Source organism: Bradyrhizobium sp. AZCC 1719 (assembly GCF_036924525.1).
Taxonomy (GTDB): Bacteria; Pseudomonadota; Alphaproteobacteria; order Rhizobiales; family Xanthobacteraceae; genus Bradyrhizobium.
This window is the reverse complement of the sequence record NZ_JAZHRU010000001.1, coordinates 4,361,779-4,386,084: the sequence shown is the minus strand read 5'-3', so window position 1 is coordinate 4,386,084 and position 24,306 is coordinate 4,361,779. Positions and strand designations below refer to the sequence as shown.

Annotated in this window: 27 protein-coding genes and 1 tRNA gene; 15 read left to right on the top strand and 13 right to left on the bottom strand. The window is 62.1% G+C overall.

The genetic code is table 11. The features are described 5' to 3' along the window. The first annotated feature begins 2 nt into the window (after nucleotides 1–2). A complete protein-coding gene (locus tag V1292_RS20560; protein WP_334374519.1) occupies nucleotides 3–1,076 on the top strand; it encodes a class I SAM-dependent methyltransferase in 1,074 nt (357 codons plus the stop codon). A 262-nt stretch (nucleotides 1,077–1,338) separates the two neighbouring features. Here V1292_RS20560 and V1292_RS20555 read toward each other — a convergent pair whose 3' ends face one another. Further along, entirely contained in the window at nucleotides 1,339–2,487 is a 1,149-nt protein-coding gene (locus V1292_RS20555) for a CapA family protein (RefSeq protein WP_334374518.1), read from the bottom strand. 11 nt (nucleotides 2,488–2,498) lie between these two features. Continuing rightward, nucleotides 2,499–3,518: a ribonuclease Z gene (locus tag V1292_RS20550; RefSeq protein ID WP_334374517.1), complete on the bottom strand. Its 1,020-nt coding sequence runs from the start codon at nucleotides 3,516–3,518 to the stop codon at nucleotides 2,499–2,501. A 339-nt stretch (nucleotides 3,519–3,857) separates the two neighbouring features. Between V1292_RS20550 and V1292_RS20545 the strand changes: the two genes are divergently transcribed. Further along, entirely contained in the window at nucleotides 3,858–4,109 is a 252-nt protein-coding gene (locus V1292_RS20545) for a hypothetical protein (protein ID WP_334374516.1), read from the top strand. An 85-nt stretch (nucleotides 4,110–4,194) separates the two neighbouring features. On the opposite strand, the gene V1292_RS20540 is transcribed toward V1292_RS20545, so the two are convergent. The 3 genes from V1292_RS20540 to V1292_RS20530 form a co-directional block, all read right to left on the bottom strand. Continuing rightward, nucleotides 4,195–5,169, bottom strand: a complete 975-nt coding sequence (locus V1292_RS20540) for a Bug family tripartite tricarboxylate transporter substrate binding protein (protein ID WP_334374515.1) — start codon at nucleotides 5,167–5,169, stop codon at nucleotides 4,195–4,197. 73 nt (nucleotides 5,170–5,242) lie between these two features. Next, on the bottom strand, nucleotides 5,243–5,938 hold the full coding sequence (locus V1292_RS20535; RefSeq protein WP_334374514.1) for a HoxN/HupN/NixA family nickel/cobalt transporter: 696 nt from the start codon (nucleotides 5,936–5,938) through the stop codon (nucleotides 5,243–5,245). Nucleotides 5,939–5,989: 51 nt separating this feature from the next. Beyond that, on the bottom strand, nucleotides 5,990–6,208 hold the full coding sequence (locus V1292_RS20530) for a hypothetical protein (protein ID WP_334374513.1): 219 nt from the start codon (nucleotides 6,206–6,208) through the stop codon (nucleotides 5,990–5,992). Nucleotides 6,209–6,381: 173 nt separating this feature from the next. On the opposite strand from V1292_RS20530, the gene V1292_RS20525 reads away from it, so the two are divergent. Beyond that, complete coding sequence (locus V1292_RS20525) at nucleotides 6,382–6,828, top strand: hypothetical protein (RefSeq protein WP_334374512.1); 447 nt, start codon at nucleotides 6,382–6,384, stop codon at nucleotides 6,826–6,828. Between the two features lie 170 nt (nucleotides 6,829–6,998). Then, nucleotides 6,999–7,073, top strand: a tRNA-Thr gene (locus V1292_RS20520). Nucleotides 7,074–7,469: 396 nt separating this feature from the next. Here V1292_RS20520 and V1292_RS20515 read toward each other — a convergent pair. Next, a complete protein-coding gene (locus V1292_RS20515; RefSeq protein ID WP_334374509.1) occupies nucleotides 7,470–9,008 on the bottom strand; it encodes a porin in 1,539 nt (512 codons plus the stop codon). A 383-nt stretch (nucleotides 9,009–9,391) separates the two neighbouring features. Here V1292_RS20515 and V1292_RS20510 point away from each other — a divergent pair, with 383 nt between their 5' ends. Beyond that, nucleotides 9,392–9,931: a MarR family winged helix-turn-helix transcriptional regulator gene (locus V1292_RS20510; protein ID WP_334374507.1), complete on the top strand. Its 540-nt coding sequence runs from the start codon at nucleotides 9,392–9,394 to the stop codon at nucleotides 9,929–9,931. A gap of 25 nt (nucleotides 9,932–9,956) precedes the next feature. Here the strand turns inward: V1292_RS20510 and V1292_RS20505 are convergent, their stop codons facing one another. Further along, nucleotides 9,957–10,880, bottom strand: a complete 924-nt coding sequence (locus V1292_RS20505) for an alpha/beta hydrolase family protein (RefSeq protein WP_334377110.1) — start codon at nucleotides 10,878–10,880, stop codon at nucleotides 9,957–9,959. On the opposite strand from V1292_RS20505, the gene V1292_RS20500 reads away from it, so the two are divergent. The 4 genes from V1292_RS20500 (at nucleotide 10,830) to V1292_RS20480 (ending at nucleotide 12,892) form a co-directional block, all read left to right on the top strand. After that, nucleotides 10,830–11,084, top strand: coding sequence for a hypothetical protein (locus V1292_RS20500; protein ID WP_334377239.1), 255 nt, complete (start codon nucleotides 10,830–10,832; stop codon nucleotides 11,082–11,084). The genes V1292_RS20505 and V1292_RS20500 overlap by 51 nt on opposite strands. 327 nt (nucleotides 11,085–11,411) lie before the next feature. Beyond that, complete coding sequence (locus V1292_RS20495) at nucleotides 11,412–11,660, top strand: hypothetical protein (protein ID WP_334374506.1); 249 nt, start codon at nucleotides 11,412–11,414, stop codon at nucleotides 11,658–11,660. A 195-nt stretch (nucleotides 11,661–11,855) separates the two neighbouring features. Next, the gene (locus V1292_RS20490) at nucleotides 11,856–12,278 is read left to right on the top strand and encodes a hypothetical protein (protein ID WP_334374505.1); all 423 of its coding nucleotides are present in this window, start codon (nucleotides 11,856–11,858) and stop codon (nucleotides 12,276–12,278) included. 359 nt (nucleotides 12,279–12,637) lie between these two features. Next, nucleotides 12,638–12,892, top strand: coding sequence for a hypothetical protein (locus V1292_RS20480; protein ID WP_334374504.1), 255 nt, complete (start codon nucleotides 12,638–12,640; stop codon nucleotides 12,890–12,892). Between the two features lie 87 nt (nucleotides 12,893–12,979). On the opposite strand, the gene V1292_RS20475 is transcribed toward V1292_RS20480, so the two are convergent. The 5 genes from V1292_RS20475 to V1292_RS20455 form a co-directional block, all read right to left on the bottom strand. Beyond that, on the bottom strand, nucleotides 12,980–13,219 hold the full coding sequence (locus V1292_RS20475) for a hypothetical protein (RefSeq protein WP_334374502.1): 240 nt from the start codon (nucleotides 13,217–13,219) through the stop codon (nucleotides 12,980–12,982). A 177-nt stretch (nucleotides 13,220–13,396) separates the two neighbouring features. Continuing rightward, nucleotides 13,397–14,110 carry an outer membrane protein gene (locus tag V1292_RS20470; RefSeq protein WP_334374501.1) on the bottom strand — a complete coding sequence of 238 codons (714 nt, stop codon included), beginning with the start codon at nucleotides 14,108–14,110 and terminating at the stop codon, nucleotides 13,397–13,399. A gap of 322 nt (nucleotides 14,111–14,432) precedes the next feature. Then, complete coding sequence (locus tag V1292_RS20465) at nucleotides 14,433–15,476, bottom strand: alpha/beta fold hydrolase (protein ID WP_334374500.1); 1,044 nt, start codon at nucleotides 15,474–15,476, stop codon at nucleotides 14,433–14,435. A 121-nt stretch (nucleotides 15,477–15,597) separates the two neighbouring features. Then, nucleotides 15,598–16,020 (bottom strand): hypothetical protein, encoded by a 423-nt coding sequence (locus V1292_RS20460; RefSeq protein ID WP_334374499.1) that lies wholly within the window; start codon nucleotides 16,018–16,020, stop codon nucleotides 15,598–15,600. 203 nt (nucleotides 16,021–16,223) lie between these two features. Further along, the gene (locus V1292_RS20455; RefSeq protein ID WP_334374498.1) at nucleotides 16,224–16,469 is read right to left on the bottom strand and encodes a His-rich protein BRANT; all 246 of its coding nucleotides are present in this window, start codon (nucleotides 16,467–16,469) and stop codon (nucleotides 16,224–16,226) included. A gap of 295 nt (nucleotides 16,470–16,764) precedes the next feature. Here V1292_RS20455 and V1292_RS20450 point away from each other — a divergent pair, with 295 nt between their 5' ends. Continuing rightward, nucleotides 16,765–17,301 (top strand): tetratricopeptide repeat protein, encoded by a 537-nt coding sequence (locus V1292_RS20450; protein ID WP_334374497.1) that lies wholly within the window; start codon nucleotides 16,765–16,767, stop codon nucleotides 17,299–17,301. Nucleotides 17,302–17,436: 135 nt separating this feature from the next. Here V1292_RS20450 and V1292_RS20445 read toward each other — a convergent pair whose 3' ends face one another. Further along, entirely contained in the window at nucleotides 17,437–19,008 is a 1,572-nt protein-coding gene (locus V1292_RS20445; protein ID WP_442895542.1) for a S10 family peptidase, read from the bottom strand. A gap of 263 nt (nucleotides 19,009–19,271) precedes the next feature. Here V1292_RS20445 and V1292_RS20440 point away from each other — a divergent pair, with 263 nt between their 5' ends. From V1292_RS20440 to V1292_RS20420, 5 genes are all read left to right on the top strand, one after another. After that, nucleotides 19,272–19,943 carry a hypothetical protein gene (locus V1292_RS20440; protein WP_334374496.1) on the top strand — a complete coding sequence of 224 codons (672 nt, stop codon included), beginning with the start codon at nucleotides 19,272–19,274 and terminating at the stop codon, nucleotides 19,941–19,943. 25 nt (nucleotides 19,944–19,968) lie between these two features. Next, on the top strand, nucleotides 19,969–22,113 hold the full coding sequence (locus V1292_RS20435) for an adenylate/guanylate cyclase domain-containing protein (RefSeq protein ID WP_442895625.1): 2,145 nt from the start codon (nucleotides 19,969–19,971) through the stop codon (nucleotides 22,111–22,113). Between the two features lie 124 nt (nucleotides 22,114–22,237). Continuing rightward, the gene (locus V1292_RS20430) at nucleotides 22,238–23,017 is read left to right on the top strand and encodes an NAD kinase (RefSeq protein WP_334374494.1); all 780 of its coding nucleotides are present in this window, start codon (nucleotides 22,238–22,240) and stop codon (nucleotides 23,015–23,017) included. 105 nt (nucleotides 23,018–23,122) lie between these two features. Beyond that, nucleotides 23,123–23,668, top strand: coding sequence for a response regulator (locus tag V1292_RS20425; protein ID WP_028349127.1), 546 nt, complete (start codon nucleotides 23,123–23,125; stop codon nucleotides 23,666–23,668). A 21-nt stretch (nucleotides 23,669–23,689) separates the two neighbouring features. Continuing rightward, nucleotides 23,690–24,268 (top strand): Hpt domain-containing protein, encoded by a 579-nt coding sequence (locus tag V1292_RS20420; protein WP_334374493.1) that lies wholly within the window; start codon nucleotides 23,690–23,692, stop codon nucleotides 24,266–24,268. The last annotated feature ends 38 nt before the right edge of the window (nucleotides 24,269–24,306 follow it).

Below are 24,306 nucleotides of genomic sequence, written 5' to 3'. Positions count from 1 at the left end.
CAATGAACATTTTGGTCAGAGAATTAAACGAGCAGAAGCTGGAAGTATTTGTTACGCGGATATTGGGCGATCTCGGCGCCGCCATGATTGCGCCGCTGGTGCGCATTGGTGACGAACTCGGATTGTACAGCGCGCTCGCCGCGTCGGGACCGGTGACGCCGGAAGAACTGGCGCGCCGGACCGGAACAGTCGAGCGCCTTGTGCGCGAATGGCTCAGCGCCCACGCCGCCGCCGGCTATCTGGACTATGACGCTACGACCAAGCGCTTCTCCATGAATCCCGAACAGGCCATGGTGTTCGGCAATCCTGACAGTCCGGTCTACATGCTGGGCTCGTTCGAGGTTTGCCAGGCCGTGATGGTTGACCAGCCCAAGGTGAGCAAGGCTTTCCGCAACGGCGCCGCCGCCGGCTATCACGAGCGATGCAATTGCCTGTTCAGCGGAATGTCGCGCTTCTTCGGCGTGAGCTACAAGGCCCATCTGGTGCAGGAATGGCTCCCCGCATTGGACGGCGTGGTCGAAAAACTCGGCCGCGGTGCGCGGGTCGCGGATATCGGCTGCGGCCATGGCATCTCAACCATCCTGATGGCGAAAGCGTTCGAACAGTCGAGATTTCTCGGGATCGACAACCACGAAGATTCAATCGCCTGCGCCCGCGACGCCGCGAAACGCGACGGCGTAGCAGCCAGGACGGAATTTGATGTCGCCACGGCCAAGAATTTTGTTGGCGGCAATTTCGACCTGATCTGTTGTTTCGACGCGCTGCACGACCTTGGTGATCCCGTCGGCGCGGCGAGCCGCATTCTGCAGGCCCTCGCCCCTGACGGCACGTTCATGGCCGTGGAGCCGCTTGCAGGAGACCGGCTGGAGGACAACATCAATCCGGTCGGCCGCCTCTATTATGCCGGCTCCACCATGATCTGCACGCCGGTTTCCCTGGCGCAGGAGGTCGGGCTCGCCCTCGGTGGGCAGGCAGGACCAAAACGGTTGGAAGCGGTTCTGCGCGAAGCCGGGTTTAGCCGTGTCCGGATCGCGGCCGAGACACCCTTCAACATCGTGCTCGAAGCGCGGCGATAATTCTGACCGCGTGTCGTTTCTTACGCCACCGGGAGCACTGCTCTCCGGTGGCAAAGGTGCCTGATCATGACGCAGACGTTACAAGCAAAACAAGGCAATCGAGGACTTGGCCAGGGAGGACTTGGCCAGGCCGGCTGGATCCTCGACCATTGGATCGCCTCTTTCCTCGCAGCGGTAGAGCGCGCTATCCGTCATCAACGCGCGAAGCATCGGGGCGTTCGCAGATGGGTCCGCGTCGCGCCGAAAGCGGGCGTGACCAGGGTTAGGTCCCTGCCCGAGGCCCGACAACGACAAGCTGCCGTTCGGAATCAGGAATGACCCTTGTTCCGAACATCCGACATCTCCCATCCAGTGTCTGCTGGATCCATTCGATGTCCTGCCGCGATGGAATGGAGAGACGAAAGTTCTTGATCTGCAGGGGAACCAGTTTGAGCGCATGGAGGCTTCCGCTGGTCGGATCCAGGTCGGCGAAATACATCAAGGCAAGGTCGTCACGGTAGCGCTCGTAACCACTGATGCCTTCATAGTCGTTCAGGAAATCACCGCAGCCATAGAGGATGAGGCGGTCTCGATAAATCTCGATCGCTCGCGGATGATGCGAGGAATGCCCGTGAACGATCGACACGCCTGCCCTGTCGATGAGGGCCCGGGCCAGAATTCTCTGCTCTTGGGGAATGTGATATCCCCAATTGGATCCCCAATGGATCGAAACGACGACGAGATCGCCCGGCCTCCTGAGCGCCATGACCTGGTCGGCGACCTCTGACGCACTCTCCTCGGAGAGGTCCGGCAGCAAGTTGACGCCCGGAGTGTCTGACGTCGCAGCCCATTCGAGCGGGATGCCGCTCGATGTCGATCCAAACGAAAAGATCAAGAGCCGCGCTTTGCCAAGGTTCAGCACTGCGGGTGCGCGCGCTTCATGATCGTTGCGCCCCGCGCCCGTTGTCTTGACGTTGAGTTTTTGCAGAGTAGTCAGCGTCTCCAGCAAGCCGGCGCGGCCCCAATCGAGCACATGATTGTTGGCCAATACGCAGCAGTCGATCTCGGCCGCCGCGAGGCATTCTGCATTCTCGGGGCTCATGCGGTAGTTGATGCCCTTGTTCATGCGGTCGTTGCTGCGGGTCACTGCCGTTTCGAGATTGATGATCCGCGCATCGGGCTGCATGCGCGCCAACTGGTCCAGCGCAGCGCCCCAAACGTAGGACGGCCCGTTGCGCCGCGGAATGGGTCCGTTCGCCTGCTCGGCGAGCAGCACGTACCCCTCCGCCGATCGCACGTAATGTTCGTAAATCTCGGGGCTGCAGGGGTGCGCCAACACCTGGTCGATGCCGCGGCCGCACATGACATCTCCGCATAGAAAGAGTCGTACCAATTTCCGATGTCCAGCCCGCAAACGTCTTTCCTCGAGCATAAAAATTCCGCTCAGGTTCTTGCGTCAGATGTGGGCCCCCTGAACGCCGTCGTCACCTCGGCCAGCATCTGCTCCTCCTCTCCCGCATAGCGCGGAGAGAAGTGAAACGGCTCGACACGGCGTACATTGGCTTCCCGCGCAATTTCTCCGGCAGCCGTCGTTGTGAGATGGCCCCGGTCCCTCGCCAATGCGGCATCTGTGCCTGCGAACGCCGCCTCAATGAAGAGGATGTCCGCATTCTGAACGAGCGCCACGATGGCGGTGCGATTGGCCGGCGTATCGACAACGTCGGTAACATAGGCGATTTTCTGGCCGGCAGTGACCGTCAGGAGGTCACGCAGGTTGCCGAGCGGCTCGAGGCGACCGTCCGAAGCCGCCGCCCCATCGATCCGTATCAAATGATCGTCCGGCCGGCCTTCCACAACCGCCTGCTTGAGCCACTGCAACCACGGACCGACCGGAAGCCCGCGCTCGGATAGTCTATTCTTCCAAATGTTGACATGGGCCGCCTCCTGCAGGGCAAAGCCCAGGCAGGGCGTGCCGTGCTCGAGGATGGCGGCTGAAACCCGGCAGGTCCGCTCGTCGGACAGGACGCCGTCAAGAATTGTCTTCGACACCGGCGGTTCCGCGGCAAAGGCCTTCTTCAATCGGAACTGCCTGGTCGAGATCGAGTTCGGCGTCTCAAGTTCGCTGACAACGAAGACCAGATCGGCGCCGTAGCTCTCGACCAGATTCCATCGATAGGCCTGAAGCTTGTGAAAGACGCGCTCGGCAAAGCCAGCCGGGCCGTAAAGATGTACAGTTTTCTCCAGTCCTACGTGCAAACGGAGCAGATGATCGAAGCCCACGAAATGATCGATATGCGCATGCGAGACGAAGATCTGATCGACGCGTCGTATCTTCCGCGGTGACAGTGAAGCGATTTCCCCGAGATCGAACAGCACGCTGTGCGTCTTGAACAGCGTCTCCACATAGACGGTCGGGTCGCCGTAGCGACCGTTGACCAGACTCGGATGGAAGATCGGTCGCATGACAAGCTATGCAGCAGGTTTTTCACGCGGCGTGTGCGTCGCTCTACCTTCACTGCCCAAGGAACCCTCCTTTGTGTGCCAGCTTGATTTTGGTCAATGCTCCATCAGCTTCCAGATTAAAGCAGACTTTCGGCCTTCGCACCGGCTAGATCGAACGACGGCGCTGCAATCTCATCACGCTCGTGGATTAGGCGACGCGTTCGAATCGCGGCGCAATCGGCGCAATGAACATGCATTGCAATGATGGTGAACGCGTATTCAAGAAAGTTTCCTGGTGTTCCCTGCAACAGGCCAAGGCGGCATTCGTTTTCCTCGGGTAGCAGCGAATGGAGAGGAACAATGAGGAAATTCTTTTACGTGCTGGCCGCGTTGGCGACGGTCGCCATCGGTGCGCCCACAGCAGCCAGCGCAGGCGGATTTGGCGTCTATGTGGGCGGTGATCGCGACTATTACGGTGACCGTTACTACGGTGGTCCCCGCTTCGGCTTCTATGAACGCGATCGCGGCTTGCGTCGCGGATGGTACCACCGCAACCATAACTATTATGGCGACCGAGACGTCGTCATCCGGCGTCACTACTGGGACGACTAGTAAAGATGCTGACGCGTGAAAATGGCCCCTTCAAGGGGCCATTTTTTCGTCGGTGCAAGCCGGGTGCCCTGCGCTAACTAACTAGCTAGTTCGTGATCTTGTAGCCCGTCTCCTTCACGATCGGCTGCCAGAAGGCGGTGTTGGCGGCGAGCTCCTTCGTCAGGCCTTCGGGCGTCGAGCCGACCGGGATCAGGCCGATCACTGCGAGCTTCTCCTTAACCTCCGGCTTGGCGAGCGCGGTGGCGACTGCCCCGCTCAGCTTTTTCGCATGATCCGGCGAGGCGCCTGCCGGCAGCCACATGCCGTACCAGGCATCCGCCACCAGATCGACGCCGCTCTCCCTAAGCGTCGGCGCGTCGGGCAGGAACGGCGAGCGCTGCGCGCTGCCGACCGCGAGAATCCGGAGGTTGCCCGCGCGATGCTGCGGAATGGCATCGGTCAATGTGGAAATCGCGAATGGCATGTGGCCGCCGACGAGGTCGTTGATGATCGGCGCGCTGCCGCGATAGGCCACACGGGTCAGCTTGACGCCCAGCGCCTGCTCAAGCCGCGAGCCGGTAAAATGCGGAATGGTACCGTTGCTCGGCACGCCGAACGTGGCCTGATCCGGATTGGCTTTCAGCCAGGCGACGAATTGCTTGAAATCCTTGACCTCGGCCGGGACGGCTTTGCCGACGAAGACGCAGAATTCGAACCGCACGAGCTGGCTGACCGGAACGAAATCCTTTGCCGCGTCGAAGCTCGGCGTGGTCTCGACCATCGGCAAGAGATACATCGTCGGCCCCGTGGTGACGAGGATGGTGGTGCCGTCGGGATTGGCCCCCTTCACCGCCTTGATGCCGATCAGCCCGTCGCCGCCGGTGCGGTTCTCGACGATGATGTTGCGATCGAGCAATGGGCTGATGTGCTGCGCCAGCAACCGGCAAAGTGCGTCCCCGCCGCCGCCGGCGGCAAAGGGAAAGATGATTTTGGTCAATGGCCCGGCCTGCGCGAATGCCTCGCCCGTCATCGCCGCCAGCGAACACGCGGCGCTTCCGGCCAGAAAATCTCGGCGCTTCATTCTATTTCCTCCAACACTTTATGATTGTTTCTTGTAATTGTTCACCGGCCCCTAACGCTGAGACGATGCCGCGTCACGCCAACACCGTCTCGACCACCGTCATAATTCCGATCGCGATGGTGGCCAGCCCCACCGCCCCTTGCAAGCTGCGATTGGCCCAGGTGAGCCAGCGGGCGGAGACCGCAAGCGGCACCGCGATCGCGGTCGACAGCGCGCCCATGCCGATCATCGAGCCGACGCCGAACAATGCGATATAGCCGAGCCCGACGGCAGGGCTGGACGCCTGCGTGACCGCGAGCACCAGAAGTGCGGCCGAGCCCGCCATGCCGTGCATCAGGCCGACCAGCAGGGTCCGCCAGCGGAAACCATGTTCGTGGATGTGAGCGGCGCGGGCGTGCGGCGTGATTTCGCCGGCATGGCTGTGGGCGTGGAAATGCACCGTGCCGTCGCCATGACCGTGTTGATGAAAATGCACCCTATCGCGCCACAGCCGCCACAGCACATGCGCCCCGAGGCCGACCAGCATGAGGCCGACGGCGGTCTCGAGCGGCCGGGCAACGCCGTCCGGGATCGCGCGGCCGAGCAGAATGGCGAGGCCGGCAAAGGCGAACAAGGTAAGCGTATGGCCGAGCCCCCAGGTCAGCCCATGCTTGACGATATCGGCCACATGGCTGCGGCGCGCGGCGATGCTGGAGACGGCGGCGATATGATCGGCTTCGAGCGCATGCTGCATGCCCAGCAAAAACCCCAGCCCCAGAATTCCGAACATACGCCCCCTGCTCTCTCTACGATCCGATCAAACACCACGCCGAAACCTTTGTCAGGTCAAGACTTCACCGAACAGGCTGATCATCGACGCCCAGGAGCAGCGGTCGGCCTGTTCGTTGTAGAGCACGGTGCGCATGATCGAGCCGCCCGCGGCGTAGCACGCTCGCTTTTCGGCGGCGTTCTCGCCGATTGCAAGATAGCCGCGCAGATGGACCTCGTCGCAGCGGTAGTGGGCACCGGCGCGGCTGAAGCAAATTCCCCGATCCTTCAAGTGACAAGAAGCCGGAACTTCAACCGACTTGAGGATCGCACAACCGAAATTGCGGTGCCCGGTGCCTTCCCGTTGACCGGCATCACGCTGGTTTTACTCAACCGGAATGCGAACACCGGAACGATCGGCAGCGGGGCGTGCTTAGCCCACACGACCAGCAACGGGGTACCCCCATGACAAAATCCGGAATCCTCGCCGCCGCCGCGGTAGTAATGTCGGCGCTCGCTAGCCCCGCCACCGCGCAGGAGGTCATCCGAAATCCCGGCTATTGCGCGCAATTTTATCCAAACGCCAACTGCCAGAACAAGGGACCGGGAAATCCCTATACCGGCAGTTACCAGCGGCAGATCTATCGCGATCAGGCCTATCGGGATCGCACCTATCGGGATCGCACCTGGCGCAACAGCTATAACCGCTACGACAACGGCTTCGGGCCGGGCGACGTCGCGGCCGGAGTCGTCGGCGGGGCTGTGGGGACCGCCGCAGCCATCGCGACCGCCCCGGTCGCCGCCGCCAAGGCCCCGATCGGCGGCGGCGAATACGCCCGGCGCAACGGTTTTGTCTGTACCCCCGGCACCTGGTTCCGCGGCGATGACGGCCGCAGGCACATTTGCCAGTAAGCCCAGCCGAATCGAGCACAGAAAGGGCGATCGATGGGCCGCCTTTCCCGTGCGCGGGACTGGCTGGGCGGGACGCGGAGGTTCTGGCCCTTTGCCGGCAAGTCTGGTATTCGAGCCGCGATCGGACCAAGTCGGTGGATAGCTCACCGCTCGCCCATCGCTTCAATTTCGCCGGCTTAGCTCAGCGGTAGAGCAGCGGTTTTGTAAACCGAAGGTCGGGGGTTCAATCCCCTCAGCCGGCACCACCCATTCACATGATTCTCGTGATTCGGTAGCGCGGCTCGATCGAGGCCGGGAAGAGCCAACCGGATCACGCGTTGCCGCCGCAGCCCGTCCAAAAACGAAAAACCCCCGGCAGGGCATTGCCGGAGGTTTCGGAGGTTTATCATGAAGGAGTGTTGTGTTTCCTTCTGATCGAGAGGCAACCAAAGAGCTTGGCTGGCTATCTTGAGCTCACATTAGATTATGTAATTACATGAGTAAATCATATTTTTAGATTTTTTGAGGTCTTCAAGCTTTTGTTATGCCGCCCCATTCGCGAACGCTTCCCGCGTGATAGATTCCCGGAGAGTTATCCAAAACTAAACCCCCAGCGGCTTTCCGCTGGGGGTCTCTGTTGCATAGCGATCGGACGATCCGGATCAGAAGTTGCGCTGAGCGCGAACGTTCAGGAACACGGTGCTCTGGTCCTTGAACTCGTACACAGTGTTCGGCTTGGGAGCCGTCGCTGACAGGGTGGCAGCACCGCTCATCTTCTGGTCGAGGAAGAACGCACCGACTTCAGCCGAGAACGTCAGGTTCTTGACGGGAGTCCAGCGGGTGGTCAGACCAACCTGGGCAAAGTTGAAGTCCGGGTTGCAGCCGTAGTCCAAAGACACGGTCTTGCCGGCGCTGTAGGCGGCGCACCAGGCACCCTTGGCCGAGCTGATATCCGCGGTGTTGCCGCCGTAACGCACCTGACCGTAGCTGCCCCAGAGGCTGGTCGACCAATAGGGATCCCAGTTGTGGTTGTACGCACCACGGATACCCCACGAATCCACCAGCTTGATGCCGTCGGTGAAGCCGGGCAGGTAGACACCGTCAGCCGTCTGGCCGAAGCCGACGCTCTGGTAGGCGCCCGCACGGCTGGTATCGCCGAACATCACGAAGCTCGGCGAGGCACTGCTCGTGGAGACCACCGACTTGGTGGAGCCCTTGGCGTAGGTGGCGTCGATCTTGATGTCGTCGCCCGCACCGGTCGGGATGTTCTTGATCTGCAACGCAGCCGTCACAGCACCGCCCCACTTGTCTTCGGGGTGACCGGAGATTTCCGACAGCTGGTTCGGAACGCCGCCGGCGCCGAGGACATTGTAGGAAGCGTTCACGAGGTGCGCCTTACCTGCGATCTGGAACAGACCCCAGGCCTGGTCGACGCGGATGTTGCCGACGATGTCGGGAGCATGCGTGCCGCCGTAGGCGTTGGAGCCGGCCGTGGCGAAGGCCGAGCCCGTGCTGAGGTTCAGCACAGAGGTGCGACCGAACACGGTCGGATCATCGAGGCCGATGGTGGCCGACACGCCGTTGCCGAACTGAGCGGTGTACTGGATGTTGTTGACGCCGGTGACGTAGTCCGGACCGCCCATCAAGAACGAGTTGTTGTTGCCCGGATAGCCGTTCCACGGCGTGGCGTAGGCCGAAGCCGACTTACCGAAGGTGAAACCGGCGAACTGGATGAACGCGAACTCGACCGCGACATAGCCACCGCCTGCTGTATTAAGCGAGTTTGAAGTGAAGGTCGCGTTGGTTGTCGGGTTGGCACCGCCGATGGTGTCGAACTGGAAGTCGCCCTGACCGAAGGTACGAACGACGCCGTATTCGGTGGCGGTACGGGTATCAACCGTCAGCGCCATACGAGCACGGGAATTGAAGTAGTTGCGGTAGCGATTGCCCTGGCCGTTGTCACCGGACCAGTACGGTCCACCCTGGATACCGCCATTGAACGTGGTGTCGACGCGCAGATAACCACCCAGCTTGATGCAGGTGTCGGTGCCCGGGATATAGAAGAATCCCGCGCCATACAGGGAGCAGATCCTGACGTACTCGACCGCTTTGGCCTTGACGGGAAGATCGGCCGCCTGCGCCCCGCTCATGGCGATCAGACCCGCCGCTGAGCCGAGAACAAGGCTCTTGATCATATTCATGTTAAACCTCCAAGTTGCTCTGCAGAACAAGGGCGGACCTCTGAATGATCCCCCAGAGGACGGTCCGCCCTCGCCCTTAAAAACCGCTCAGTCTTTCGCGTCTTCGGACACACCCGCACAAACGCGAGGGACTTAAGCGAACCACCAAAACGGAACGATCGAGGACCCCCTGACCGTCTCCAGAACTATGCATGCGCAATTTACTTAATCAAAATACTTTATGAACTCAGCTATATCTATCCCAACCGACTGTGTCGCTGCGGCAACACCATGGTGCGCGCCGCGCGTCGTGTGCACAGACCCACCTTAGCGCTCCCCAATCGGATGAATTTGTTATTAAATCAGCTAAGCTGCTTCATGCAGACTTGAAAACAAGGAGCGCCATGGGACAGGAACCGCGCAAGGGATCGGACTCGTCGAGCCGCGCCAAACGCGGAGAGTCGCATGAGCTCAGGGGCAAGAATCACGACATCGCCCGGCAGTTCGCCTGGGAGATCGCCGCCATCAACGTGCATCTCCAGGAGATTCGTTATTACTGGGCAAAGGCCCTCGGCGTCAGCGGGCCGCAATGGATGATCCTGATGGCTCTGGCCGATCTGGATAAAGGAGAGGGCGTACCTGTGAAGGTCGTGTCAAAGATGCTCCACGTTGACCCGTCCTTCGTCACCACTCAGTCCAAAATGCTCGAGAAGAAGGGCTTCATGCGCCGAAAGACCTCGGAGGACGACGCCCGAGTCGTGCAGATGTCGCTGACGGACAAGACCTACAAGCACATCGCAGGTTTGGCGTCCCAGCAGGAGGAGCTCAACAACTTCATCTTTGCCGAATTCAGCGACCGCGAACTCGTCGACTTCACCGCCAAGCTCGCGGCACTGAAGAATCGCCTCGAGAAGGCCTGCCTGAAGGTCGCGATGGACATATGACTATTTGCTGCTATTTGCGGCGGCGTCAGGCCGATATCAGGCCGAGGCGATCGGCAACCCAGTCGAAGATGAATTCGTTGGCGAGCGTCGGGTTGTCATGGTGGCCTTGCGCAGCGGCTGTTTCCGAGCTTTCGAAAATCTTCAGTGAAATATCGGGATGATAGGACTTAAGCCGTTCGAACAGATCGGTAACAACGCTGCTTTTCAACCAGCCTTGTCCGCCCACGGTAATCAGAACCGGGCAATGGAATCTTCGTCCGGGCCACCCACCTTCAATTCCCCTGCTTTCGGCGCCATCCTGCGAGAGGCGATTCATCAAGAAGGCGCGCTCGTGCATATCCCAGATTCCGCCGTCACAAACCACGGCGGCGAAACGATTGTCGAGCGCGACGCCACGCGCCACAAAGGACGACCCTGCCCCATCGCCGAGGATGCCTATCCGGTGTTCATCGATGTCGTCCCTCGTCGTCAGGTAGTCCATCACGTGGCCTACTGAGGATTCCAGATCGGGACGGCCGACCACCTTGTCGAATTTGCTGCCGGTGCCCGAACCGAGGAGATCCACGGCCAGCAGCGACATGCCCCGCTCGCGTGCGTAGCGTGCCACTTTGAAGAGATATTCTTCCTTCCGATGGCCGGGGTCACCCATGCACACGACGACAGGCGCTCGATCAGAAGCGGTCAGGGCGGGCAAAAAATAACCTTCCAACGCGTGGCCTTCCAGCCAGGGAATCTCGACCACCTCGCCGGCCGGCGTCAGATGCGCGATGTAGCGACGGGCGCAGGCTCGCATGGCGCTGAGCGCGTCCTGCGACTTCTCGTCGGCAGCGTCCAATGCGAACGTTGATGCCTGATAGTAGTTGATGGCTCGAAGCCAGTTACTTTGTGCGGTCAACAGGTGACCGCGCTCGAAGGCATCATTGGCGCGCTCATGATTGAAATCGGCGATCCTGATCCATTCCCGATGCCAGGAGTTGGCGCGATCGCTCGGGTCGATCCGGCTCGCGGCGAGGAAGCATTCGGAAATCATCGAGCCGCCTTCCTGCGCTGCCCCCAGCAACCTCAGGAATTCGGTCGAGAACTCATCGCTGTCCGGCCAATGAACATAGCTTTCCGGACCAAAGTGAATTGTCATATTACTGGCGCAGCTTAATTGATTGCGTCAGGTGTCTACTACGGATTCAAGACAGTTAGCGGACAACTTTGCGCGAGGTGCATTTAGCATTTGGCATCCGGCCATCACTGCCACCACCGCAGTTTCTTTGAGTGGTCCGACCGATACAGCTATGGGTGGATTCGAATACCAAATCGTCATATGCCCTCATCGTCGAATGCATGTCCTGATGTCATCTCAATCAGGTACCATTGCCGTCTGAATCCTTCTTCTGTCTCATCCAGTGGGCGTCACACTGCTGCGGGCGTCGCGCGCCTCTCAACCCTGTTGGCAGGAACTACCCTTCCCCTCCCGCGTTTTCCCGGCATGAGAATTCGCGAAGAAAACTGCAACATGGTGCTGCTCGCTATCGTCACGTGTTTCAGCGTGGCGATTGCCGGTGGCGCTACGCTGCTTGGGTTCGACGACAAGCCGGTCCGGTTCGCCGACCGGACAACCGCCGGCGTCGAGCATTCGCCGGCAGCCGACAAGCGGATCATCTATGTCGGCGAGCAGCCGCCGGTGCGCATGATCGGCGCGCCCTTTGTCCCGAACACCAATCCCCGCGAACGCTAGGCGCCCCGCCTGGCGCGATCACGCTTGCGGATACCATCACCTGATGCGCCCCACGCCATGTGGGCGTTGGCGGTCATGAACTGTCACCGTTTTGTCACCTCGCGCGCAAAAGAGCGGCAGTTATCCCCAGTTACATCCCCATCTGCTTGATTCCACAAAAGCCGTTTGGTCGAATGACTTGGGCCGAGGTGTCTCATGAAATGGATGAGGGAACGCGATCTCCTGATCGCGCAGACGATGGCGTTTGTTCAATCGGTGACCGGCAAGCCGCCGGAGACCGAGAAGACGGTCACGACGTCGGTCACCGTCCTCTCCGTCCAGGCATCCGAGCCCACCCGTGCGGCCGCGCCGCTTTCTGACATCCAGGCGCTGCTGGCGGAGACGATGCCCATTGCCCAGGCGCCAAAGGAAGCGTCGAGGGAAATAGCGAGGCTGGCCCCTCTCACGCGTCCTGACCTGCGGGACGACATCCAGTCCGAGATCAAGGCGCGGGTCGCGAATTTCCGTGCCCATCAGGAGCGGTTCAACCGCGAGCGCGAGGCCTATTGCACCGCGACCATGGCAAAGGTGCACGCTGCGCTCCGGGAAGGCGAGCCGCCGGCGCGGCCGGCGAAGTAGACCCCAGACATCTTGCTGCGCTCTCCTTAGCTCCGTCCCGATGTTCAGAGCCAGGCATAGACCAGCGCCATGTTGGCTGCGCAGGCAGCCAACAGGCAAACGGTCAGCGTGAGTTGGACACGCTCGCAGGAGGTCTGGAGGCTCGTTCTCATGGCCGGAAACATCCGGCGATTCTGGCGACTGAGTCTCGGGGATTCTTTTTTCGGGAGTTTACGGCTCGTTAAAGACTCAGAGACTCCACGAAAATGGGCCGAAACGAGCCAATTTGCTCCCGAAACAGCCTGTGGAATGGCCGCATGGCAGCCAAGCCTGAAACCCGGCCCCCGCTTCCGCGTTGACCGTTTTTACCGGAGCTAACAATGCCCTACGCGCTGTTCTCGAAGGATGCCAAGCTGAGCAAGGCCTATCCAACCGCAGCCGACGTTTGGAAGATCGCCCAGAAGAGCGGTCTCGTCGTCGACGTCATCTCCGGGCGAGACAACACGGGTCCCCGTCCGGTGCTAGACCATGACTACGAGATCAAGCCCTGCCAGCTTGAGCCGCAGGAAGACCCCGCCCGCAACAAGGCCGACGCCGAGCGCGACGCGCAGACGGAATTGCAGCTCGCGTCGTAGTGTCGGCCGGCAAGCGGTCGGCACACGACAGGCCTCGGTGAATGGGCCCCATTCGCCGGGACGGTATCCGAGACGGGAAGTCGGGTCCTACGGCGTCGCTGAGACCAGCGATGCCTGTTCCGAAGCAAGGGTGACACAGGCCTTGCGCCGCTGCAGTCCCCTGATCGCACCGGTTACCTTGCGCACCTTGCCGGCCCCGCACGAGGGATCCTGCACGAAGGCGACTTCATAGGGAGCAAGGATAAGCGGTTCGGATTTCAGGACAGTTTGAGCAAGGCACGGAAACGCCGCTGCGGAAAAGATCAGCCCTAACGCAAAAGTACGCATGTTTGTCGTCCCACCAGCCGGCCGGGACCATAATATCGGATCGTGACGAAAAGTTGCATGCAGCGCGAAATTTTTTTCGCGCCTGCCAAAAATTACCGGCGCGCTCGCCTCGACATCCGCCAAGCAAAAAGGCCGGCGTGAAGCCGGCCCTTGCGCGTCTCGATACCAAAGTCGGTATCAATATTTGGGAGCAGCAGGACCACCCCAGCCGAACCGGTAGTTCACGCCCACCTTGGCCGTATGCTCGTCGTTGCGGAAGGTGCGGCCGGTAATGTCGGCAGGACCTGACGTGAAGGTGGTGTCGCCGAAATTGTAATACTGGTACTCGGCCTTGGCCGACCAGTTCGGGGCGAACATGTATTCGAGGCCGCCGCCGACGGTGTAACCGTCCTGGTGGTTGCCGTTGGTGGTGAAGCCTGTGGGCACCCCGGCCACCGATACGCCGAGATTATTGCCGTCGCGCCAAGCGTAACCGCCCTTGGCGTAGAGCAGCGCCGGACCCCAGGTGTAGCCCAGCCGGCCGGTCACCGAGCCGATCTGATCGGTGTTGGAGGTCACGAGCGTCCCGCCCGGAAACAGCACGCCATTATTATTGTTGTTGGGCAGCCAGCTATACTGGGCTTCGGCGCCCAACACCCAGTTCGGCGCGAACTGATAGTCGAAGCCACCCTGCACGCCGCCGAGGAAGCGGGCGTCGCTGCCCTGCAGGGAGTTGTCACCCGCAAAGGCGCCACCGACATGGCCGCCGACATAGAACCCGGTCCAGTTGTAGACGACTTGAGGCGCCGTATAGGCAGGCGCCTTGGTATACGGCCGGGGCGGCATGTCGGCCGCAAAGGCTGGAGCCGCCATGACGGCCAGCGCAGCAGCCCCGAGCAGTATCTTCTTCATCTTATTTCCCCGTTACGAACGTCGCGGATACCAATCCAAACAACGTGACTTCATTTAGGTTGCTTTGCGGCAAACGCCCGCGACCGGATGGCGCGCCACTGTAATGCGACAGCAACAAAGCGTTTTAGTTCCCTCGCACGTCAGGCTTTTTCCCCGGTTAAGGAGGTGGTTTCCCCGCTTAGCTGGTGTCCGGGATGACTAAAGCAAGGTTCAACCCTCGCCGAAAAGTGATCCGATTTCGTTCACGGTTCCTTCCCGGGAATATCCAGGTGACGGCCCGTGGCCGGCGGCCATCGCGACTGCCGGCGGCAACCGTCCGTCTTCAAGTGCGAGCTACTTCGACGACGGCATCGGCAAAGGCCTGCGGCGCCTCCTGCGGCAGATTGTGTCCGATCCCGCCGGTGATGAGACGGTGGGCGTATCTGCCGGAAAACTTCTTGGCGTAAACCTTCGGGTCCGGATGCGGTGCGCCGTTGGCGTCGCCTTCGAGGGTGATGGTGGGTACGGTAATGATCGGAAATTCGCCCAGCCGCCTTTCCAGCGCGTCGTATTTGGCCTCGCCCGGGGCGAGGCCAAGCCGCCAGCGATAATTGTGGATCACGATGGCAACATGGTCTGGGTTGTCGAAGGACGCCGCGCTGCGTTCGAAGATGGCGTCGTCGAAATTCCATTTCGGCGAGGCAAGCTGCCAGATCAGCTTGGAAAACTCGCGCCGGTACTTTTCGTAGCCCAGCCGGCCGCGGTCGGTCGCAAAATAATACTGGTACCACCACTGCAGCTCGGCCGAGGGCGGCAGCGGCTTTGCGTTGGCTTCCTGGCTGCCGATCAAATAGCCGCTGACCGAAACCAGCGCCTTGACGCGCTCCGGCCAGATCGCGGCGACGATGCCGGCGGTTCGGGCGCCCCAGTCGAAGCCAGCCACCACCGCTTTCTCGATCTTCAGCGCATCCATCAGCGCGATGACGTCGGTGGCGAGCGCACCCTGCTGGCCGTTTCGTGGCGTATCGCCTGAGAGGAAGCGCGTCGTGCCATAACCACGCAGATAGGGCACGATGACCCGGAAGCCTGCCGATGCCAGCACGGGTGCCACGTCGACGAAGGCGTAGATGTCATACGGCCAGCCGTGCAGAAGGATGGCGACGGGACCATTGGCGGGCCCGGCTTCGGCGTAGCCGATATTGAGAACGCCGGCTTCGATCTGTTTCAGCGCGGCAAACGAGGCGTGGGCGCCCGGCCTGCCCGCGCCTGCCCCGGCGTCGCCGGACTGCGCGAACAGCGCCCCGCTCATGGCAAACGGTGCGGCCGCAAGGGTTGCGGCCGCGGTACCGAGGAAGCGGCGGCGGTCCGGCGTGATGGGATAGGACATAGTTTTTTCTCCGATCTATATCTCATGCGATTATATCGCATACGATATAAATGGCCGGACACGATGTGTATAGGCGCGCAGCATCACACTCTCGTGTGGAGCGCACAGCACGCGCGCGAATCTAGCGCGTCAGTTTCTCCAGTTCCGCAAATGGCGCGTAGGGCAGCCCCGCACAGGGCTCCGCGGCGTTTTCGATTATGCGGTCGAGCCGGCCATCGACAAAAAGGATGGCGCGTTCGCGCGGCTCGCGGTAGCCGCCGTCGGATTCGCGCGGGCTGAACCGGAGACAGACGACATAGCGCAGCCGCCCGCCGACCACGCGCTCGATCGGCTCGGCCATCACGGCGCCGCGTACGCCGACGGGATCGTTGAGATAAGTCTTCAGAAACGCCAGCACTTCCGCGCGGTAATTTTTCGGAAAAGGCTGGCTGGAGACGCCGCGATCGTCGGTAAACGTGATCGGCTTGCTCTCGTCGCTGGCGGCGCAGGCCGACAGCGCGAGCGGCAACAGCACCACCGCCGCAATTTTGACTGAACTTCGCAAGCGAAATGCTTCCCCGGCCCCCGTTGGCCGTCTCTTAGACTGCCCGGCGGAGAAATGGAATTCGCATCTCGGTTACTGGTCCCGAACAAATCGAAGCAGCGCCAGCCCACGGCCATGGGGGAAGCAAATGGCACGTGGGCTGGTCCGATATCCGCCGACGCGGGGGCGAAACGCGCCGGCGGATCAGATTCGACCGCGCTGGTTCAACTGCGCTTGGCAGCCGGCGCGGCGGGTTTGACCGTGGCACGCTTCTTCGACAGGCCGACCTGCTTCTTATGGCTGCTCGCATTCGCGTTCAGCGCCTTCGATTTTCCCTGCTCGGCCTTGGTGACCGGGGCCTGCGTACTCTTGCTCACTGGAGCTTGCGCGGTCTTGCCCGCAGTGCCGGCAAACACGGGCGCGGCGAGAACGGACACGGCAACGAGCGCTGCAGAAAAGGTCTTGAGCATGGCTGTCTCCTCTTCCATGGGGACCTGCGGGCTCTCCGGTCCGAATGGCCGGGCTCGCCGATCATGCGGGCGACGTTAGGCACGGCGCGGTGAACCCGTCCTGAATCGAACGTGCGGACTTCGTTCATCTCCATGGCAGGTTCGCCATCTTTTGAAGGCGAACTGCGGCCGGCAAATCGGCAGAATCCACAATCGGCAGAATCGAAGGCGGATGGCGGGAATGTTCGCAACTGCCGGGGGTTCACATCAACGGCCTTCGGTGTAGGATTGTGGAACCGGCCATCAGGAGAGATGCATGAACAAACTAGCGATCAGGCTTTTGACGCTCGCAATGTTGTCGCTTACGCTCGCGGCAGCCCCTGTCGTCACCGCCGTCTACGCAAATCCCGACAACGAGCCGCCTCCGCCGCCGAAGAAGAAAAAGAAATCCAGCGAAGCCCGCCCGGCCATTGAACAAACCGCATTCGTCGATGGCTATCGCGCTGCTTACGCCGCGATCTACGAGCGCCACGACTATGCGTCGGCGATCGAGCAGTTGAAGGCGCTCGGCCGTGACGACTCGGCTGCCGTCGCCAATTTGATCGGCTATTCCTATCGCAAGCTCGGCGACTACAAGGTCTCGCAGATCTGGTACGAGCGCGCGCTGAAGGCCGATCCGAACCACGTCAAGACCTGGCAGTATTACGGCCTGTGGCAGGTCGAACAGGGCAACCGCGATCAGGCGCAATATCACCTGAACCGGATCGCGCAGCTCACCGGCACGACAAGCGAGGAATATCGCTCGCTCGCCGCCGCGCTCGAAAAGCCGCCGGGGACGGGATTGGCGTACTGAGGCATCGCTCTCTCCCCGTCATTGCGATCGGGATAGGGGAAGTCTCACGACGCCTCCCTATCCCGATCCTCGCAATGGCGAAGAAAAAGCCGGCGCAGTTGCAAGGACTGCGCCGGCTTTTTGTTGTTTCCGAATTTACTTCATCACCTTCTCAACTTCCGCGCGGAATGCCTGGCGCGCGGCGTCGCGCGAATAGAACATGTGGCCCCCGGGATAGACGACGAGCTTGACCCGGTCCGATCGCGCATAGGCCGGCAACTGGTCGAGAATGACCTTCGAGGCAAAATAAGGTGTGGCGAGATCGAACAGCCCGTGCCCGACCAGCAATTTCATTTTCGGGTCGAGCGCGAGAATCTGGCGCAGCTCCGAAATCGACTCGGCCGGACCGCGACCGAAATCCCAGGCCCTGTACACGGCTGGGTTAAGCAGGTGATACGAGCCATCGGGGCGCCAGTTGAGTTTGCGCGTGGTGAGGTCGACGGCAGCGCTCGTCAACGGCGCAGTCAGGGAATCGCCGGAAGGATCGCCGAAATGCGCGGAGTTCGAATCCGGATAGGGATCGAAGCCTGAGACCGAGCCGTCATAACGTCCCGTCACACGGCCGTTGCGGCGGTCGAATTCCCTGCGGAACTCGCCGACCTCGAAACGCCCTCCGAGCCTGCGGCTCACCGCTTGATCGATACCGGTCAGCGCGGCCACCTTGTCGGCAAGTCGCGTCGCGGCCTCGCGGTCCGCCTGCCCCTTGACGAGATCGGTCACAAACTCGCCTTGCGAGTAGCGCTCGACGTCCGCGAGATCGGCGCGCGTCACCGGTCCCTTGGCTTCGCGCGCCACCGCCGCCATGCTTGGCAGTGTGTTCATGTACTGCAAGAGGCTCGAGCCGGAAAAATCGCGATAGTCGAATAAGGGTGAGACCAGGATCAGCCCGCGTACGCCCACGCCCTGCTGGGTCTGCAGGTTGCGAACGATTTTTGGTCCACGGATGCCGCCATAGCTTTCGCCGGTCACGAATTTCGGCGAGAGCAGACGATCATTCTTTTCCAGCCAGCGCCGGATCACGAGTGCGATGGCGCTGACGTCGCCGTCGATGGAGTAGAAACGCTTGCGCGTGTCCTCGCCGGTCGCGACGAAACGGCTGTATCCGGTGCCGACGGGATCGATGAAGACGAGATCGGTAAAGTCCAGCCAGGTCTCGGCGTTGGGCAGCAAATCGGGCGTCGCCGACGACACTGCGCCCTCACCCGTGATCGATATGCGCCAGGGTCCGGCGTCGCCGAACTGCAGCCAGGCCGAGGACGCGCCCGGGCCGCCGTTGAACAGAAACGTCACCGGCCGGCTTGCGCGATCGGTGCCGTCGAGCTGGTAGGAAGTGTAGGCGATGTCGGCCTGCGGCTCGCGCTTGTCGTCGAACAGCCGGATCGAGCCGGCGGTGGCGGTGAAGTTGAGCGTGCGGCCGGGCAGCGTCAGCGTTTGCCGGGTGGTGGAATCCGGCGGCAGGCGATGTTGTTCGGCTGCCGGCGATGGCGTCGCGGCGGGGCCCCGCCCTGCTTCGCCCTTCTGGCCCGAGGGAGACGGCGATGGCGTCGCTGCGGCGGGCTGCTGCGAAGTCGGACTCGCCTCCTCGGCGCGTACGCCCGCCGCGCAACACAGAACCAGAATCGCGGCGGCCAGACGCATGGGACGCGTTGCCGTAAAACGAGAAGCCATGCCGTTCACTCCCAATCTGCGCCCCGAGACTGCGACAGCGCTGTTGGTACACAAGGGCAGGAAACCCGCGGAAATCACAATCCCGACAGCATCGCGTGAGAGGGTCGGAATGCCCTGCACTGCGCCCGATGGTTGTCCTCGGCGGCCGTTAGATGATATCGGTCGGTTCCGCTGGCCTACCGGCCAGATATTTTGATCTATCCATGAAACCATTCTGGCGCTGGCGCGACTAACGAACCTGCGCTTTTTTATGGGGTCTTAGAATGAAACGTTCGATTGCTGTTTGTCTCGGCCTGCTGGCGCTGGCTTCTCCGGCGGCCGCAGATTCGCCGGCCGCGGTGGTCGAAGACGTTCAGGGCAAGGTCACTGGTGCGGAATTCATGGACTATGTGACGCCCAAAGCGGTCATCAAGATCGGCGACGGCGGCTCTGTCATTCTGAGCTACCTGAAGTCATGCCGGCGCGAGACGATCAGCGGCACCGGCACCGTTGTCGTCGGCACCGAGGAGAGCGCCGTTCACCTCGCCGAGGTCAAAGCCGAGAAGACGAATTGCGATGCCAACCAGGCCAACGTGACCACGCGCGAAACCAGCGGCGTCGCCGCCACCGTGCTGCGCAGCGTCGACAGCAACAAGGCGGCTTCCCTGCCGCAGCCGCAGCTCACGCTTTACGGCGCCTCGCCGCTGGTGGAAGCCAAGGGACGCGGCAAGCTGATCATCCGGCGTCTCGACGCGGCGGGCGAGCGACAGCAGATCGACCTCGGCGGCACCCAGCTCAAGGGACGCTTCGTCGATTTTGCCAGCGAGAATGTCGCGCTGGCTCCCGGCGGCCTCTACGCCGCTTCGTTCAAGTCATCGCAGATCGTGTTCCGGGTGGATGAGCAAGCCAAGCCCGGCGCAACACCGATCGTCGGCCGGCTGCTGCGGCTGCAATAGGCGTGCCGGACCATCCAGCTTGAGAATAAGACGCAGCACGCGCGACAGGCTTGTGATCGCCGCCATCGCGCTGGTTTGCGCGGCCGCCTCGGTTTCGCCTGCGGCCCGGCCGATCCGCGGGCTCTCACTCGATATTCTCACCGCGCTGCGCTGGGAGGTGTTCGGCCGTAAGCAGGATCCGGCCGCTTCGCCCGCAGTCGTCGTTGCGATGGACGAGGAGAGCCTGCGCACCGCCCCGTTCAAGGGCGCGCCGATGCTGACCTGGACCGGCGAGATCGGCCGCGTGCTTTCAGCGACGCTCGAAGGCGGCGCGAAGGTCGCCGGCTTCGACGTGGTGATTCCGAACTCGCTCGAACAGTCCGAGATACCGCTTGGGGATGGCATGCTGGGCGAAAAAGTTCGCGGTTTCGACCGCGACTTCCTGCGCGCGCTGGCCGGCGGGGCCGCCAAAGGCAAGGTCGTGCTGGGCGAAGTTCTGGGCGACCGCCCGATCCTGCCGTCGCCAGGACAGCGCATCGCGGTACGCCAGAACATCCGTCCGCTCAACGACCATGCCGACAGCGACGACATTGTGCGCCGACTGCCGCTAAGCTTTACCATCAACGGCGCGAAGGTGCCTACCATGGCGGTGGAGCTGGCCTCGCGCGCGCTCGGCGCCGCGCCCGAATTCGACGAGCGCGGCCGGCTGACGCTCGCCGGCTACCGGGTTCCGGGCCGGGTGCCGAACACGATGACGCTGAATTTCGAAGGTGGCGCGGACGACATCCCCACCTTCTCGTTTGCCGACCTGCGTGCCTGTGCGGTCAAGAACGACAAGGAGTATTTCCGGCGCTGGTTCGACGGAAAGGTCGTGATCTTCGGTACCGTTCTCGATATCGAAGATCGGCGAATGACATCCAAGCGCTTTGCGACCGGCATCGAAGGGGCGCGTTCGCCACGCTGCACGGCCGAGAGCATGCCGGTCAACGCGAGATCCAGGACCAGCACGATTGCAGGCGTCTACATCCATGCCACAGCGGTCAACAACCTGATCGCGCGCAATGGCGTTGTCGAACCTGGGCCGCTTCCCCGCTTGCTTATCGCGGCACTGATTGCTGCGCTCGCCGCGGCCGCCGCCTGGCTGTTCCGGCCCGTCGTCGCGTTCGCTGCCTGGACGGGCATGATCGTAGCCGGCGTGGCCGGCGCGACGGTCGCCTTCAACTACGCGCTGGCGCTCCCAATCGTCGAGCCGTTCCTGGCCAGCCTGACCGCGCTGGCCGCAACCATTGGCTACCGCTTCGTCATCGCCGACAAGGACCGCCGACTGCTGCAGAAGAGCTTTGCGCTCTATCTCGCCCCGCACGTCATCAACCGCATGCTGTCGTCGAGCAAATTGCCGGAGCTCGGCGGCGAAACCCGCAACGTGACGGTGTTCTTCTCCGACATCGAGGGATTTTCGCTGATCGCGGAAAAGATGTCGCCCGACGGGCTGATGGAGCTGATGAACGAATATCTTTCGGCGATGACCGACGTCATCGAGAGCCATGGCGGATATGTCGACAAATATATCGGCGACTCCATCGTGGCTGTGTTCGGCGCGCCGGCCGACGATCCCGACCATGCCGCGAACGCAGCGCGCGCCGCGCTGGACTGCTGCACGCAACTGGCGGAACTCAACGCCTCCTCTGCCGTGTTTCGCGACTGCAAGCTTGCGCAGCGGATCGGCATCAATTCCGGCGAGGCGCTGGTCGGCAATTTCGGATCGCGGCGGCGCTTCAACTACTCCGTGATGAGCGACGCGGTGAACCTGGCCTCGCGGCTGGAGGGCGCCAACAAATTCTACGGCACCACTGTGATCGCTTCCGAGACGACGGTTGCGCTTGCCGGCCAAGCCTTCGCCTGGCGCGAACTGGACGCCATCAGGGTCAAGGGGCGAACCCAGGCGCTCAAAATCTACCAATTGCTGGCGCTGTCAGCGGGGCTGACGCCCTCGCAGCAGACCGTGATCGCCAACTACGCCGACGGGCTGGCGCACTGGCGGGCCCGCGAATTCGCGCGCGCCGCAGAGTGTTTCGGCCGTTCGGCCGATATCGACCGGCCGGCATCGCTGTTTGCCGCGCGGGCCCGGGAATTGGCCCAAAACCTGCCGGGCGACGACTGGGACCCGATCCGGACGTTGCAGGAAAAATGACGGCCCGATGACCGCCGGTTTAGGTTACCGGCGCGAAAGTGCCTGACGGCCATCTCGACAAGCCTGTCCAAGGTGTATAGACGAGCGCGGCGCAATCCGGCGCCAGGTATGAGTTCGTCGTCCGATGGCCACCCCCAAGCGATACGACCGGATCGCCTTCGTCGCAAGCCCAGGCGCCGAGGCGCAGACCGCGCTGGCGCAGCTCGTCAAGCACTACGGCAATCATGACGCCGACGACGCCGACGTCGTGGTGGCGCTCGGCGGCGACGGATTGATGCTGCAGACGCTGCACGCCCACATGCGCTCGGGCAAGCCGATCTATGGCATGCATCGCGGCACCGTCGGTTTCCTGATGAACGAATTCACCACGCACGATTTGCATACGCGGCTAGCGGCGGCGCGGGAATCCCTGATCAATCCGCTCTTGATGCGCGCAACCGACGTGCACGGCGTAGTGCATCTGCATCACGCCATCAACGAAGTCGCGCTGTTTCGCCAGACCAACCAGGCCGCGCACCTGCGCATCCTGATCGACGAGCATGAGCGGATGGCGGAATTGATCGCCGACGGCATCCTGGTGGCGACGCCGGCCGGCTCCACCGCCTATAATCTGTCGGCGCAGGGACCGATCCTGCCGATCAACGCCGCGCTTCTGGCGCTGACCCCGATCAGCGCGTTCCGACCCAGACGCTGGCGCGGCGCCCTCCTCCCGAACTCCGCTTTTGTGGTGATCGAGGTGCTCGAGGGTGAGAAGCGTCCGGTCGCGGCCGCCGCCGACCATGACGACGTGCGCGACGTCCGCCGCGTCGAGGTGTTGTCCGACAAGACGATTTCGATGCGGATGCTGTTCGATCCCGGCCACAGCCTCGAGGAACGCATCCTGCGCGAGCAGTTCGGGTATTAACTCGGGTTCGCCGAGCCCTCCTCGCGCCGGTTTTGCAACCATTCCTTAACCGGCGCTGCGATATGGTTAACGCCAGTATACCGTTTTGCTGGGCCGGGCCGGACCATGTATCGCATTGACTTCAACAAGCTGCGGTTTCTGATTTGCGACGACAATCCGCATATGCGCCGCATCCTGCGGACGCTGCTGCATTCGTTTGGCGCGCGCGAAGCCTATGAAGCCGAGGACGGCGCCACCGCGCTCGAAATGTACAGCCACTACGTGCCTGACATTGTCATCACCGACTGGGCGATGCCGATCTTCGACGGCCTCGAACTGGCGCAGATGATCCGGCAGCCGGAATCGAAGGGTAACCCTTACGCGCCGATCATCATGCTGACCGGACATTCGGAGAAGCGGCGCGTCACGGTGGCGCGCGACGCCGGCGTCACTGAATTTCTGGCCAAGCCGATCTCGGCCAAGGGACTCTATCAGCGCATCCTCAACGTCGTCGCCAATCCGCGCCCCTTCATCAAGACCAAGACCTATTTCGGCCCCGACCGGCGGCGCAACACCAACAACGCCTATATCGGCCCCGAGCGCCGGGTCGGTGGCGAGATGGAAGTGATGCAGCAGCCGTCGTTGCTCGACAAGGCGCGGTCGAACGTTTAGCGCGAGCCTGGAGAGACCATCATGGCGAAAGAAAAGCCGGGGACGATACAGGTCAAATCGTTTGCCGATCATCACGTGATCACGCAGCCCAATCCGTTGCGCAAGGTTTTGCTGCGCGTTCCCGAATCCGATCTCGACGATCCTGTCGGGCGCGCGGAGAAGGCGCTTGCAGGACTATCCGGTGAATTCAAGAACTGGATGGTGATCGAGGCGGACCGGCTCTCGGCCGCGCACGCGGCCATTCTCCGCGACGGCTTCACCATCGACAACCGCGAAGAGCTGTTTCGCGCCGCCCATGACATCAAGGGCGATGCCGCCACGTTCGGCTTCCCTTCCGCCGGCGCCGCCGCCGAAAGCCTGTGCCGCATCATCGAACATGCCCCCGACCTCGATCAGGTCCCATCCGAGCTGATCACCCATCACATCAATGCCATTCAGGCGATCGTGCGCGAACGCACCAAGCTCGACACCGCCGTGATGGCGAGCGCGCTGAGCAAGCAGCTCCGCGGCGTCGCGGATGAATTCCTGCTTAAGGTCAACCGCGACCGCCCCGAGCATCTCGAAGCGATCCTGGCGCCGAGCATCGTGCCGGCGGAGTAAGCCGTCAGTCATTGCGAGAAATTGTAGGGTGGGCAAAG